Raw genomic sequence first — 13,656 nt, forward strand, 5'->3', positions numbered from 1 at the left:
ACAAGCAAAGGGATAACCAGATGACTAAGCAGATACCAGTGCAGACACCTGCGCAGACACCACTGATAGCGCCAAGTGAAATTGAAGCCCTGCTGGCTGCCGACTACGTGGATATCTTCGCCTTGTTGGGGATGCATGCTATAGAGATGGCTCCGGCCACTAAGTCTAGTAAGGGCATCAAGGAGGCTAAGGCGGTAAGCCTGGTCAAACGCCTGGTGGTGCGCTGTTTTCTGCCGGGGGCAGAGCGGGTTGAGCTGATCGCCAAGCAAGATGGCCGCAAGGTGGCCGAGCTGGACAAGTGCCACGATGAGGGGATCTTTGCCGGGCTCGCCGGGCGGCGCATCAACCCTTTCGAGTATCGCCTGCGAGTGCATTATCCTTTCAGCGTCGAGGAGATAAACGACCCTTACCAATATGCCAGCCTGCTGAGTGATGAGGCGCTGTACCTCTTCAGCGAGGGGCGTCAGGAGCAGGCCTATCGTTTCATGGGGGCCAACTGGCGTGAGGTCGATGGGGTGAGCGGCGTGCAGTTTTGTGTCTGGGCGCCCAATGCCAAGCGGGTCTCTCTGGTGCACGATGCCATCGACTGGGACGGCAGACGTCAGGTGATGCGCCACCATCCGGCCAATGGCGTGTGGGAGATCTTCATCCCCTCGATGAAGGCGCTGACCCACTATAAATATGAGATTGTCACTCAGGAGGGAGAGCGACTGCTCAAGGCCGATCCCTTCGGCCGCGCCATGCAGGGCGCCCCGGGTAACGCTTCAATCGTACCGCCCCAGCTCGACTATGCCTGGCAGGATAAGCGCTGGCTGGCGAAACGGGCCAAGCAGAGCTGGCACGATCAGCCCATCTCCATCTATGAGGTGCATCTTGGATCCTGGCGTCGCCAGGGGGAAAACGGCGAGCAGTATCTCAGCTATAGCCAGCTTATCGATCAGCTGATCCCCTATGTGGTCGAGATGGGCTACACCCATCTGCAACTGATGCCCCTGTGCGAATATCCCTTCGACGGCTCCTGGGGCTATCAACCGGTCGGCCTGTTTGCGCCGACCCACAGATTCGGCCAGCCTCACGAGCTCAAGGCCTTCGTCGATGCTTGTCATCAGGCCGGCATAGGGGTGATCCTCGACTGGGTCGCGGCGCATTTCCCCAAGGATCCCCATGGACTGACCCGCTTCGACGGCTCCTGTCTCTATGAGCATGAGGATCCCCGTCAGGGAGAGCATCCAGATTGGGATACCCTTATCTACAACTATGGCCGCGGCGAGGTGCAGAGCTATCTGCTCAGCAACGCCCATTACTGGCTGCAGGAGTTTCATTTAGATGGCTTGCGCCTGGACGCCGTCTCTTCCATGCTTTATCTCGACTACAGCCGCGAGCCCCATCAGTGGCTGCCTAACGCCCATGGCGGGCGCGAGAATCTGGATGCCATCGCCTTCTTGCAGGACCTCAACACGCGTCTCTACCAAGGCTTTCCCGGCATCATGATGATCGCCGAAGAGTCCACCGCCTGGCCCGGTGTCACCAAGCGGGTCGATGAGGGCGGCCTGGGCTTCGGCTTTAAGTGGAATATGGGCTGGATGAACGACAGCCTGAACTATATCGGCCGGGATCCCATCCATCGTAGCCATCATCATAACGAGCTGACCTTCAGCCTGATGTACTGCTTCACCGAGCAGTTCATCCTGTCGCTGAGCCATGACGAGGTGGTGCATGGCAAGGGCTCCTTGCTGCATAAGATCCCCGGCGACGACTGGCAGAAGTTTGCCACCCTGCGGGCCTATCTGGGCTTCATGTGGGGCCATCCCGGTAAGAAGCTGCTCTTCATGGGCGCAGATTTTGCCCAGCGCGACGAGTGGGATCATCAGCATAGCCTCGACTGGCACCTACTGGCGTTCGAGCCCCACCAGGGGATGCAGCGCTGGGTGAAAGATCTCAACAGCCTCTATCGTCAGAGCGTTGCCCTCTATGGCGACGATCACCACGGCGAGGGCTTTAGTTGGCTTGACTGCGATAACGCCAGCGCCAGCGTACTGAGTTTTATCCGCCAGAGCGGCGACAAGCAGCTGATCTTTATTGTTAATATGACCCCAGAGGTCTACCGTGAGTTTCGCATCGGTCTGCCGCAGCCCGGGCGCTACCATGAGCGCCTCAACAGCGACAGCCACTATTATGGCGGCAGCGACGTGGGCAATCAGGGGGTTATCCACACCGAGCCCGAGGCCTATCAGGGCCAAGCTCAGAGTGCCTGCATCAGCGTGCCGCCGCTGGCCTGTCTGGTGCTGGAACTGGACGAGAGTGTGTCATGCGACTGACCCACGGCAAGCCTTATCCCTTGGGGGCAACCTTAGATAGCGAGGGGGTGAACTTCGCGCTGTTTTCCGCCCACGCCACTGCCGTCTACCTCTGTCTGTTTGACGAGGAGGATAGGGAAGTGGCCAGGCTGCGTCTCGAGCGTCAGTCCCAGCAGATCTGGCATGGCCATGTGTCTGGGCTCAGGGCGGGTTGCCGCTACGGCTACCGGGTCGATGGCCCCTATCAGCCCTTGATTGGCCACAGATTTAATGTCAACAAGCTGCTGCTCGACCCCTACGCCAGGCGCCTGAGCGGCGCGATTAAAGATCATAAATCCCACTACGGCTATCAGTTTGGTCATGAGCAGGAAGACTTAAGTTTTTGCGAGCTGGATAACGCCGAGCGGATGCCCAAATGTGTGGTGGTGGATCTCGAAAACCTTAAGCCCATAACGCCCCTAGTGAATCCCTTCGATCAGAGTGACAGCCCGCTGTCCCTGCGTCGCAGCGTGATCTACGAGCTGCATGTGAAGGGCTTTAGCCAGCAAAATCCCGAGGTGGCCAGTGAGCGTCGTGGCCGCTTCGCTGGCCTTGGCGACCCTGCTAGCCTGCAGCACCTGAAAAGCCTCGGGGTCACAGCCGTCGAGCTTCTGCCTGTGCAGCAGTTTGTCACCGAGGCCTTCCTGCAGCAGAAGGGGCTGACTAACTACTGGGGTTACAACACCATAGGCTATTTCGCGCCCCATCAGGCCTACCTAAGCGAGTCAATAAGCGAGTCTGAGGGCGATGGAGCGATAGAGGAGTTTCGCGACATGGTCAGCGCCCTGCACGGCGCCGGCATAGAGGTGATCCTGGATGTGGTCTACAACCATAGCGCCGAGGGCAATCGTCTCGGGCCTACCTATAGCTTTAAGGGGATAGACAACCTCAGCTACTACCGTCTCCACCCCAGCGAGCCGCGCTACTACATCAATGACACAGGCTGCGGCAATACCCTCAACCTGTCCAATCCCAGGGTATTACAGCTGGTGATGGACTCGCTGCGCTACTGGGTCGAGGTGATGGGGGTCGATGGCTTCAGGTTCGATCTGGCCAGCACCCTGGGGCGGGAGGATCATGGCTTCGATGTGGGGTCTGGCTTCTTCGATGCCATCAGCCAGGATCCTGTTCTCAGCCGGGTGCGTCTCATAGCCGAGCCCTGGGACATAGGCCCTGGTGGCTATCAGCTGGGGCAGTTTCCCATAAGCTGGAGCGAGTGGAACGACAGGTATCGCGATACGGTGCGCCGTTTCTGGCGCGGCGATGCCGGCATGTTGCCCGAGTTCGCCACCCGTTTTCATGGATCCAGCGATCTGTTCGAACACGCCGCGCGCAAGCCCGCCGCCAGCATCAATTTTATCACCAGCCATGACGGCTTCACCCTGATGGATCTGGTGAGCTATCGCCACAAGCACAATCAGGCCAACGGCGAGCAGAATCGCGACGGCCACAACGAGAACTACAGCGACAACTATGGCCACGAGGGGCAGAGCGACGAGCTGGCGCTCACCGCACTGCGTGCTCGCCAGTGCCGCAACATGCTCACCACACTGTTTATGTCTCAGGGTGTGCCCATGTTGCTGGCCGGCGATGAGGTGGGTCATAGCCAGCTGGGCAACAACAACGCCTATTGCCAGGACAACCCCGCCAGCTGGCTCGATTGGCGCAAGGATATCGACAGTGATGAACTGCTGAGTTTCACCGCTAACCTCATCAAGCTGCGTCGCCGTTTCCCCATGCTGTGCCACAGAGACTATATCCACGAGAGCGCCAACCAGGCCTCCCCAGGACTCGACTGGTTCTGTCGACAGGGCGAGCCCATGACAAAGGCCCACTGGGGCGAGGCGCAGACCCGCACCCTGAGCCTGGTGATCAGTGGCGAGTTGGAGGCCCAGGCCGGTTGCCGACAGGCGCTGCTGCTGATGTTTAACGCCGACAACAGGCCCCAGCAGTTCACCCTGCCGAGTCTCGAGGGGATAGTGCAGTGGCAGTGTCTGCTCAGTACCCAGGACAGCCCCCAGTATGGCGAGTCCGCCAGCTATCAGGCCCTGCTGCAGGGGGCCAGTCTGTTGCTGCAGGACCGTAGCCTGATGATCTATTACGCCCAATTTACCTCAGCGCAAGAAGAGCCCTCAGCGAGAGAAATGCCCTCGGCAAAAGGAGAGTCTAGATGAGTTCGACAGCTAAGCCGGTGAAGTCCACTAAAACGAGTAAGACTAGCAGCAAGCCTGTGGTAAAGGTCGAAGCCAAGGCCGACAGCCTTATCTGCGATCCCTGTGAGACCCTGGGGGCCTGTTTCGAGCGTCACATCGACAAGAGTCTGACCCCCAAGGAGCGTGACGAGCAGGCGCTGTTCTACGCCTTCGCTATGAGCGTGAAAGATCAGATGCTGCCAAAGTGGCGCGCCACCCGCCAGCTGGATCGCGACACGGGCAACAAGAAGGTCGCCTACCTGTCGCTGGAGTTCCTCATGGGGCGGGCCCTTGGCAATGCGCTGCTGAATCTGGATATGAACGATGAGAGCGCCCAAGTATTGAAAGACTATGCTGTGGCGCTGGAGACTCTGGAGGCTCAGGAGCATGACGCCGGGCTGGGCAACGGCGGCCTGGGACGCCTGGCGGCTTGCTTCCTCGACAGCTGCGCCAGCCTGGATCTCAATGTCACCGGCTACGGCATAAGGTATGAGTACGGCATGTTCGCCCAGAAGCTGTGTGACGGCTATCAGGTGGAGCGCCCCGACCGCTGGCTCAGGGACGGCAACCCCTGGGAGGTGAGGGTGCCGAGCCACAACGTGACTGTGCCTTTCTTCGGCCATACCGAGTCCTATATCGACCGCGACGGTAAGCGCCAATACACTTGGGTGGAGACTCAGGATGTGCTGGCGGTGGCCTATGACATCCCTGTGCCCGGCTATCGGAACGAGCGGATAAACACCCTCAGGCTGTGGAAGTCTGAGGCCACGGACGATTTCGATCTCGAGGAGTTTAACCAGGGGGATTATACCGAGGCGGTGGCCCGTAAGAACCTGGCGGAGCAGATCACCATGGTGCTCTATCCCAACGATGCCAGCGAGAATGGTAAGGAGCTGAGGCTGCGCCAGCAATATTTTCTTTCTTCTGCCAGCCTGCAGGATCTGCTCAATACCTGGGTGAGCCAGCGCGGCCCCGACTTTAGGGATTTTGCCCGCCAGCATGTGATGCAGCTTAACGACACTCACCCCAGCGTGGCGATCCCCGAGTTGATGCGCCTCTTGATGGACAAGTATGGTCTGTCCTGGGAGCAGGCCTGGGATATCACCAGCCAGACCATGGCCTACACCAACCACACCCTGCTACCCGAGGCGCTGGAGCGTTGGCCGGTGCGCATGTTCGCCCACATGCTGCCCAGGTTGCTGGATATCATCTATGAGATCAACGCCCGCTACCTGGACATGGTAGCTCACCATTGGCCGGGCGATGGCGACAAGCTGCGAGCCATGTCGATCATCGAAGAAGGCGATGAGCCCCATATCCGCATGGCTTACCTGGCGATCGTCGCCAGCTTCTCGGTGAACGGCGTCGCCGGGCTGCATACTCAGCTGTTAACCTCTGGCCTGTTTAAGGACTTTTATGCCTTGTGGCCCGAGAAGTTCAACAACAAGACCAACGGCGTGACCCCGAGACGCTGGCTGGCTCAGAGTAACCCGGCGCTGGCCGAGCTGCTGGGCAAGCGGTTAGGCGAAGGCTGGGTGAAAGATCTTAGCCGTCTCAGCGCGCTCAATGCCTTCACCGATGACGAGGGGCTGCTCAAGGCCTGGCAGGAGGTCAAGCATGGCAACAAGCAACAGCTGGCCGAGCTGGTGGAGCAGGAGTGCGACGTTCGCTTCGACCCTAAGATGATGTTCGATGTGCAGGTGAAACGCATTCACGAATATAAGCGTCAGCTGCTCAATATCCTGCATGTGATCCACCTTTATCACCAGATCCAGCAGGGTAAACTCACGGATATCACCCCTAGGTGCGTGCTGATCGGCGGCAAGGCGGCCCCTGGCTATGCCATGGCCAAGCTGTTGATTAAGCTCGCTAACAATGTGGCCCACATGGTCAACTCGGATCCCCTGGTGACGCCTTATCTGCGTTTCGCCTTCTACCCCAACTATAACGTCAGCGCCATGGAACGGATCTGCCCGGCGACGGATCTCTCCGAGCAGATCTCTACCGCCGGCAAGGAGGCCTCGGGCACGGGCAACATGAAGTTTATGATGAACGGCGCCCTCACCATAGGCACCCTGGATGGCGCCAATATCGAGATGCTCGAAGAGGTGGGCGAAGATAACTTCTTCCTTTTCGGCCTGAGGGCCGACGAGGTGGAGGCTTTGAGGCCCCACTACGATCCCCTGCACTTTATCGCCAAGTCACAGGCGCTGACCGAGGTGATGAACCTGCTGGAGAGTGGCCACTTTAACCTGCTGGAGCCGGGGATCTTCGACCCCATCATCAACAGCATACGTTGTCCTCGGGATCCTTGGATGACCGCCGCCGATTTCGAGTCTTACCGGCTCGCTCAGGTGCAGGCGGCCAAGGCCTACCGGGATCCCCACCATTGGACACAGATGAGCATACGCAATACCGCCGCCAGTGGTCGCTTCTCCAGCGATGTCACCATTGGTCAATATCGAGACGAGATCTGGGGGATAGCCTAATGACGTTTATCGAGCTAAGTCGGGCCGCCGCGGCGCCCAAGCAACTGGTGTGTTTTTTATCTCAAGGAGTGAGTACCTATGCCTAACATGAATCCTAGCCCACGTTATATCAGTAATTTAACCCGAGAAACCTATGCATTAATCTTGGCCGGGGGGCGAGGTTCACGTCTGCATGAATTGACCGACTGGCGCGCCAAGCCGTCGCTCTATTTCGGGGGTAAGTTCCGCATCATCGACTTCCCGCTGTCGAACTGCATCAACTCGGGCATTCGCCGCATCGGCGTGGTGACCCAGTACAAGTCGCACTCGTTGATCCGCCACGTGATGCGCGGCTGGGGCCACTTCAAGAAGGAGCTGGGGGAGTCGGTGGAGATCCTGCCCGCCTCTCAGCGTTACTCCGAGAGCTGGTATAAGGGTACGGCCGATGCGGTATTTCAGAATATCGACATCATACGCCATGAGCTGCCCAAGTATGTGATGATCCTCTCTGGCGATCACGTCTATCGCATGGACTATGCGGGCCTGCTGGCCGCCCATGCCGAGTCGGGCGCCGACATGACGGTCTCCTGCCTCGAGGTGCCGGTGGCCGAGGCGGCGGGTGCCTTTGGGGTGGTCGAGGTGGATGAGCGCAACAAGATTTTGGGTTTCGAAGAGAAACCTGAGCTGCCCAAGCACCTGCCGGAAAATCCCGAGATGTGTCTGGCGTCTATGGGTAACTATGTGTTTAACACAGAGTTTTTGTTCGAGCAGCTCAAGAAAGATGCCATGAACGAGAACTCGGATCGCGACTTTGGCAAGGATATCATCCCGTCGATTATCGAGGGGCACGAGGTCTATGCCCACCCGTTCAGAAGTGGCTTCACCGATGAGGAGGCCTACTGGCGTGACGTGGGCACCCTGGATTCCTTCTGGCAGGCTAACATGGAGCTGCTATCGCCCACCCCGGCGCTGAATCTTTATGATGCCAAGTGGCCCATCTGGACCTTCCAGGAGCAGCTGCCGCCGGCCAAGTTTGTCTTCGATGACGACGAGCGTCGCGGCATGGCGGTGGACTCCATCGTCTCCGGTGGCTGTATCATCTCTGGCTCTACCGTGAGACGCAGCGTGCTGTTTAACGAGGTGCAGGTCTGCTCCTACTCCACGGTGGAAAACGCTGTGGTACTGCCCGATGTGGTGGTGCTGCGTCACTGCCAGATCAAGAATGCCATCTTAGACAGAGGCTGCATCATCCCCGAGGGTACGGTAATTGGCCACGACCATGATCACGACAGGGCGCGGGGCTTTAGGGTTTCGGAAGGTGGGATCACCCTGGTGACCCGTGACATGTTGGGGTTACCGGTGGGTTATGAGTAAGACGCAGAAGGAGAGCGCCATGAAGCGCGTGTTGATGGTCGCCGCCGAAAATGGCGCGCTCAAGGGTGCCAAGGTGGGCGGCATGGCCGATGTGATCCGCGACCTGCCGGGCGCCCTCTATCCTCTGGGGGTGTGTAGCGATGTGATCATGCCAAGCTATGGTTTTCTGCATCGTCAGCAGGGGGCCGAGCCGCTGGGTGAACTGGTGGTCGACTTCTATGGCCAGCCCCATTGGCTGACCCTCTACCGCGCATCGCATCCCAGTCTGCCTGAGGTGAACCTGTTTCTGTTGGATCATCCACTGTTCGATCAGGGGGGTAAGATCTACACCCCGGGGGCGAGCGATCGCCCCTTCGCCGAGGACGCCAACAAGTTCGCCCTGTTCTGCCTCGGGGTCGCCAAGGCGGTGTTGTCCGGCTTGATGTCAAGGCCGGATCATCTGCATCTGCATGACTGGCACTGCGGCGTGCTGGCGCTGCTGCGCGCCTTTGCCCCCGAGTATGCCGCGCTGCAGGCGATCCCCTGTGTGCTGTCTATCCACAATCTGGCGATTCAGGGGGCGCGGCCCTTAACTCAGGAGCACTCCTCACTGCAGGCCTGGTTGCCGAGTCTGTTCGCCTCGCTTGAGCGTGACGCACTCAATCAGGTGATCGATCCCAGGTACCCCCAATGCTTCAATCCGCTGCGGGCCGCCATAGTGCTGAGCGATCGCGTGCATCTGGTGTCGCCCAGCTATGCCCAGGAGGTGCTGCGTCCCTCATCGCCCGATAAAGGGTTTATTGGCGGCGAAGGCTTAGAGGCGGACCTTCAGCAGAAACAGCAAGCGGGTGCGTTGCATGGCATCTTAAACGGCTGCGAGTATCCGAGTAAGTTGAAACGTTCGGGTCAGCTCAGCAAGCGTCAGGCGCTGCTCAGGGGCAACACAGACAAGCTGTTGCCGCTCATCGATAGCGCCGAGCAGGCGATACAAGGTTGGTTATGTCAGACGCCTTGGGTGCGCAGCGTCGATCAGCTGGCGCTGATGTCTCTTGCTCGGCTGAGGCGACAGTCGGAGTTTCAGGATGCCCCCAGGCTGCTGCTGACCTCTGTGGGGCGCCTGACGGATCAGAAGATGGCGATCCTCTGCTATCGTGACCAGCAGGGTATCAGCACACTAGAATATCTGCTAAAGCTCTTGGCTGAGCATGCGCCTAATGGCCTGATGGCTATCCTGGGTAGCGGCGATCAGGCGATAGAGGCGCAACTGGCACAGCTTGCCGGGCGCTATCAGAACCTGCTCTTTATCAACGGCTTCGACTTGCCATTGTCTGACACCCTGTACGAGTGCGGTAACCTGTTTATCATGCCCAGCTCCTTCGAGCCCTGCGGCATCAGTCAGATGCTGGCGATGCGGGCCGCTCAGCCCTGCCTGGTGCATGGCGTTGGGGGGCTGAAAGATACGGTGAGTCATGGCGAAGACGGGTTTGTCTTCTATGGCGACAGTCTGGCGGAGCAGTCGAGCGCTTTGTTGGAGATCTTGGCGCAGACCCTGCCGCTCATCGGTAAGGAGGCCTGGCACGTTATCTGCGACAATGCCAGTCAGAAGCGTTTCAGCTGGGGCGCCTCGGCAAAGCGTTACTGTCAGCACCTCTACTGCCTTTAAGCCTCTGGCGAAAGAGACTAACCTGAGTGGCGAACTTGTAGGGCTAGCGCAGCAGTTCACCTTCTATGGGATGAAACTGGGTGGCTGCGTCCATCAGCGCCTTGGCACTGAGCTCAGGCACGCCGTAAACTTCAGTTTCTAGGGAATACTTGCGGCCAATATGTTCGAGCAGCAACGCGAAGTCGCCATCGCCCGAGAGTAAGACAACAGTATCCACCTCTGGGGCATGCTCCATGATATCTATGGTGATCCCCACGTCCCAGTCGCCCTTGGCGCTGCCGTCGCTGCGCTGGATATAAGGCTTCAACTTGACCTCGAAGCCGATATGTTTCAGCGCATCCTGAAACTTTATCTGGCCATCATCACCCCGGTCGATGGCATAGGCTAGCGCCGTAACTATCTCCCCCTGCTCATTAAGTCTCTGCCACATCGCGTGGTAGTTAAACTGACGTCCATAGGCCTGGCGGCAGGTGTAATAGATGTTTTGTACATCGACAAAGAGGGCGATCCGTTTCAATTTGACAGCTTAGCTTGTTGAGTCATGGCTTGACCTTAACTTAGTGGCTTGATGAGGGGAAGGGGGCAGAGGGATAAATAGGCTTTGTTAACACTTCGTTGCTTTTGTCACGGGGCGATGTTTAGAATAGGCCTGCAAACCAAGATCACAGTCGCAGTCACTTAAATAATAACGATAACAACAGGAGTATGACTTGAGTCGAGAAGCGCGCTATTTAGAAGAAGCCAGAGGCTTTTATCAGAGTGGAAAATTCTCCTCTGCCGGTATCTATGCCCGTAAGGTGATTCGCAGAGAACCCAGTAATGGTGAGGCGCAGGCCTTGTTGGGCCATCTTGCTTTTCGAAGTGGTGAACATCAAGAAGCCATGAGCTGCTACCTAAAGGCCCAAGCCGCTGGATTTCAAGATCAAGAACTTCGCTTAAATCTGGTGACCCTGCATGAGCGCCGCGAGGCGTTCTTCGATGCCGTTAACTTACTCAGGGAGCTGGTTGAAGAGACGCCGCAAGATTTAAGCCTGCAGCTTCGCCTGGGCATAAACGCCAGTCGCACCGGCGATATGACGACGGCCGAGTCGGCGCTACTCGCTGCGTTAGCGGGTGATGAGCAGGCGGCGCAGGCAAGCCTGAACCTTGGGCATGTCTACAAGGCCAAGGGGGACACAGATAAGGCCGCAGCCTTTTACCATGATTATATTCGTTTGGCGCCCAGTCAGCAGGCGACCGCCTACTGGAGCCTGGCGGATCTGAAAAACTATCGATTCACCGAGCAAGATGAAGCGGCCCTTAAGGCCAATATTGCTGCCGAGGAGTTCTCTCAGGCGAGTCAGTCGCTATTTCATTTTGCCCTGAATCGTGTCTATGAGCAGCGCAAGCAGGGTGAGCAGGCCTTCGATGCGGTGCGAATGGCCAACCAGCTGATGCGTCCACTACGGCCCTTTAAGAGAGAGGCCTTTACCCGCTTGGTCGATAGCCTCAAGTCGGCTGAGGTGAAGCCGCGCGGTGAAGAGACTAGCGGGCCTTGGACACCTATCTTTATCGTTGGCATGCCGCGCTCGGGCACCACCCTGTGTGAGCAGATCCTGGCCAGCCATTCTCAAATTGCAGCGACAGATGAGTTGCCCTTCATGGAGCGTCTGGCCCTGAGTCTGGAGATGAAGGGGGGTTATGGCGCCATGTTGCCCCGGCTGTCAGAAGAGCAGATAGCCCAGATGCGTCAGCAGTATATCGAGCAGGTGAACCAGTATCTTAAGGCCCAGGGTGAAGCGTCGCCAAGCCTAGTGCCAAGCTTAGTGATAGACAAGAACCCCAACAATTTCATCCATATTGGTCTCATCAAGACACTGTTTCCTGAGGCCAAGATCATCAATGTGATCCGCGATGCCAGAGATAACGCCATGGGGGTCTATAAGCAGCACTTTAGCCATGGTCATGATTACTCCTACCATCTGGATGATATCTGCCACTATTGGCAGCTATATCTGGAGTTGATGGCCCATTGGCAGCAGGCCTATGGCGATAGCTTGTATCACCTCTGTTTCGAGCAGTTGGTGAAGGCGCCGGATCAGCAGATCCCGGCCATGGTGGACTATGTCGGTCTGGCGCTCGAGCCTGCCTGTCTTAAGTTCTATGAGTCAAAGCGCAGCGTGCTGACTCCTAGCGCCAGCCAGGTTAGGCGGCCTATGAATGTAAAGGCGATAGGTCAGAGTGAGGCCTATGCAGCCTTTATTCCCAATGCCTATCGTACCCTGACCGTGATTGCCGATAGGGCCCACAAGAGCTTCTTGAGTTGATGGGGCGATGAGCTAAGGTGCGTTAAATAAGGTGTCTTAAATAAGATGCCTTAAATAAAGTGTTTTAAGTAGGCGCAGACTCAGTAAAAGGGGCGACACATTTGTGTCGCCCTTTGTGGTATGACTGAAGCCGATTGGCTAACGTTAACGGCCATCGCGAACAGCCAGGGTTTAGTTAAGCTGACCGTGGCACTGCTTATATTTCTTGCCAGAGCCGCAGGGGCAGGGGCTGTTGCGAGTCAGTCCAGGCTCGGGCTGCGGCATCTTCACTGCGCTAGCGGCTTGCGAGGATGGTGTGGGTCTTGTTTGTGACGATATGGGGGTGCTGGGTGTTGACGTAGGTTGAGGCGCGGCTGTATTTACCTGAGCCAATTCAGGGCTCATGGCCGGCCCCATGATCAGATGCACCAGTATCTTCATCGCCGATGTTTGACTGTCCACCATCACCTGCTGCTCTAGCGGCGCCGCCTGCGCCAAAGTTTGTTGCCGCAGTCGATGGAAGGCGTCCCAGCCAGCCTTATCATCGCCAAATTGTGACCATAGCGCCTGCCAATCTAGCGCGAAGTCATTGAGTAACTTGATAAAGGCTTGACTAGCCTCTGAGCCATTACCGATCGCGCTTTGGATCTGAGCAGTCAGCTCCTGGGTTAGCAGACGTACCTCGCTGGGGGGCATCACCAAGGGGAAGTTCACCTTCTCTGTGATGATCTCTGTAGATTTGTCTGGAGTGTAACTTAGGTGTTTAGGCTTAAAGCTTGGGTCATCTAAGTCGCCATAGGCCAGCGATGCCTCGTTGACCATTTGCCAAAAACGACTCGAGCCCATTGTGTCGATAACCAGATGCACCCGCATTTTGTCACTCTTGTTCATCACCTTATGGTATTTCCAGGAGTCGAAAATCCAGCATTCTCCCTCGCCCATGTGTACCTGCTTATCGTCGCAGTGAAACTGTACCGCCTCGTCTGTGACGATGGGGATATGGATACGCACCCGGTTGTGCCAATGGTAGTTGATGTCGCTGTGCAGGGGCACCTCGCAGCCGGGGGCTAGACGCATCAGACGAGAGCGGCCAATTACCTCGCCGAAGGAGGCGATCACCTGCTGGAGATAGGAACTCTGCAGCAACGCAGGAGTGGGGCTCATAGGGCCCTTAAATTCGTTGTTAAAGCTGCCGCCGACCGAGATAAGGGCGATGGCCGAATTGCCTTTAAAGCTCTCATGATGGGCGCGCCAATCATCTTCATCGAAGGCGGCCAGCTCCTGTTGCAGGCGCTCGACATCGAAACTCAGGGGCAGGCGGTAGAACTCTTTCGCTAACTTCATAATCTCTCTTGTATC

Annotated in this window: 8 protein-coding genes; 6 read left to right on the forward strand and 2 right to left on the reverse strand. The window is 57.5% G+C overall.

The genetic code is table 11. The annotated features are described in order from the left end of the window. Positions 1–20: 20 nt before the first annotated feature. The 5 genes from glgB (at position 21) to SHEW_RS06030 (ending at position 10,012) form a co-directional block, all read left to right on the forward strand. Positions 21–2,318: a 1,4-alpha-glucan branching protein GlgB gene (gene glgB / locus SHEW_RS06010; RefSeq protein WP_011864970.1), complete on the forward strand. Its 2,298-nt coding sequence runs from the start codon at positions 21–23 to the stop codon at positions 2,316–2,318. Continuing rightward, positions 2,309–4,510, forward strand: a complete 2,202-nt coding sequence (gene glgX / locus SHEW_RS06015) for a glycogen debranching protein GlgX (protein ID WP_011864971.1) — start codon at positions 2,309–2,311, stop codon at positions 4,508–4,510. Before glgB ends, glgX begins: the two co-directional genes overlap by 10 nt. Then, positions 4,507–7,017 (forward strand): glycogen/starch/alpha-glucan phosphorylase, encoded by a 2,511-nt coding sequence (locus SHEW_RS06020; RefSeq protein WP_011864972.1) that lies wholly within the window; start codon positions 4,507–4,509, stop codon positions 7,015–7,017. The genes glgX and SHEW_RS06020 overlap by 4 nt, the downstream gene beginning before the upstream one ends. Positions 7,018–7,095: 78 nt before the next feature. Next, on the forward strand, positions 7,096–8,370 hold the full coding sequence (gene glgC, locus SHEW_RS06025) for a glucose-1-phosphate adenylyltransferase (RefSeq protein ID WP_011864973.1): 1,275 nt from the start codon (positions 7,096–7,098) through the stop codon (positions 8,368–8,370). After that, a complete protein-coding gene (locus SHEW_RS06030) occupies positions 8,363–10,012 on the forward strand; it encodes a glycogen synthase (protein ID WP_011864974.1) in 1,650 nt (549 codons plus the stop codon). Before glgC ends, SHEW_RS06030 begins: the two co-directional genes overlap by 8 nt. 43 nt (positions 10,013–10,055) lie before the next feature. On the opposite strand, the gene SHEW_RS06035 is transcribed toward SHEW_RS06030, so the two are convergent. Next, on the reverse strand, positions 10,056–10,529 hold the full coding sequence (locus SHEW_RS06035; RefSeq protein WP_011864975.1) for a LabA-like NYN domain-containing protein: 474 nt from the start codon (positions 10,527–10,529) through the stop codon (positions 10,056–10,058). Positions 10,530–10,722: 193 nt separating this feature from the next. Between SHEW_RS06035 and SHEW_RS06040 the strand changes: the two genes are divergently transcribed. Then, positions 10,723–12,318 carry a tetratricopeptide repeat-containing sulfotransferase family protein gene (locus SHEW_RS06040; RefSeq protein WP_011864976.1) on the forward strand — a complete coding sequence of 532 codons (1,596 nt, stop codon included), beginning with the start codon at positions 10,723–10,725 and terminating at the stop codon, positions 12,316–12,318. A 171-nt stretch (positions 12,319–12,489) separates the two neighbouring features. Here SHEW_RS06040 and SHEW_RS06045 read toward each other — a convergent pair whose 3' ends face one another. After that, positions 12,490–13,641 carry an aspartyl/asparaginyl beta-hydroxylase domain-containing protein gene (locus SHEW_RS06045; protein ID WP_011864977.1) on the reverse strand — a complete coding sequence of 384 codons (1,152 nt, stop codon included), beginning with the start codon at positions 13,639–13,641 and terminating at the stop codon, positions 12,490–12,492. Positions 13,642–13,656 lie beyond the last annotated feature (15 nt).

The sequence above is a fragment of the Shewanella loihica PV-4 genome, from assembly GCF_000016065.1.
GTDB lineage: Bacteria > Pseudomonadota > Gammaproteobacteria > Enterobacterales > Shewanellaceae > Shewanella > Shewanella loihica.

Excerpts from the sequence above, each read along its gene's own strand:
- SHEW_RS06020 (WP_011864972.1), top strand. The coding sequence starts at position 4,507 with ATGAGTTCGACAGCTAAGCCGGTGAAGTCCACTAAAACGAGTAAGACT.
- glgX (WP_011864971.1), top strand. The coding sequence starts at position 2,309 with ATGCGACTGACCCACGGCAAGCCTTATCCCTTGGGGGCAACCTTAGAT.
- glgC (WP_011864973.1), top strand. The coding sequence starts at position 7,096 with ATGCCTAACATGAATCCTAGCCCACGTTATATCAGTAATTTAACCCGA.
- SHEW_RS06045 (WP_011864977.1), bottom strand. The coding sequence starts at position 13,641 with ATGAAGTTAGCGAAAGAGTTCTACCGCCTGCCCCTGAGTTTCGATGTC.
- SHEW_RS06030 (WP_011864974.1), top strand. The coding sequence starts at position 8,363 with ATGAGTAAGACGCAGAAGGAGAGCGCCATGAAGCGCGTGTTGATGGTC.
- glgB (WP_011864970.1), top strand. The coding sequence starts at position 21 with ATGACTAAGCAGATACCAGTGCAGACACCTGCGCAGACACCACTGATA.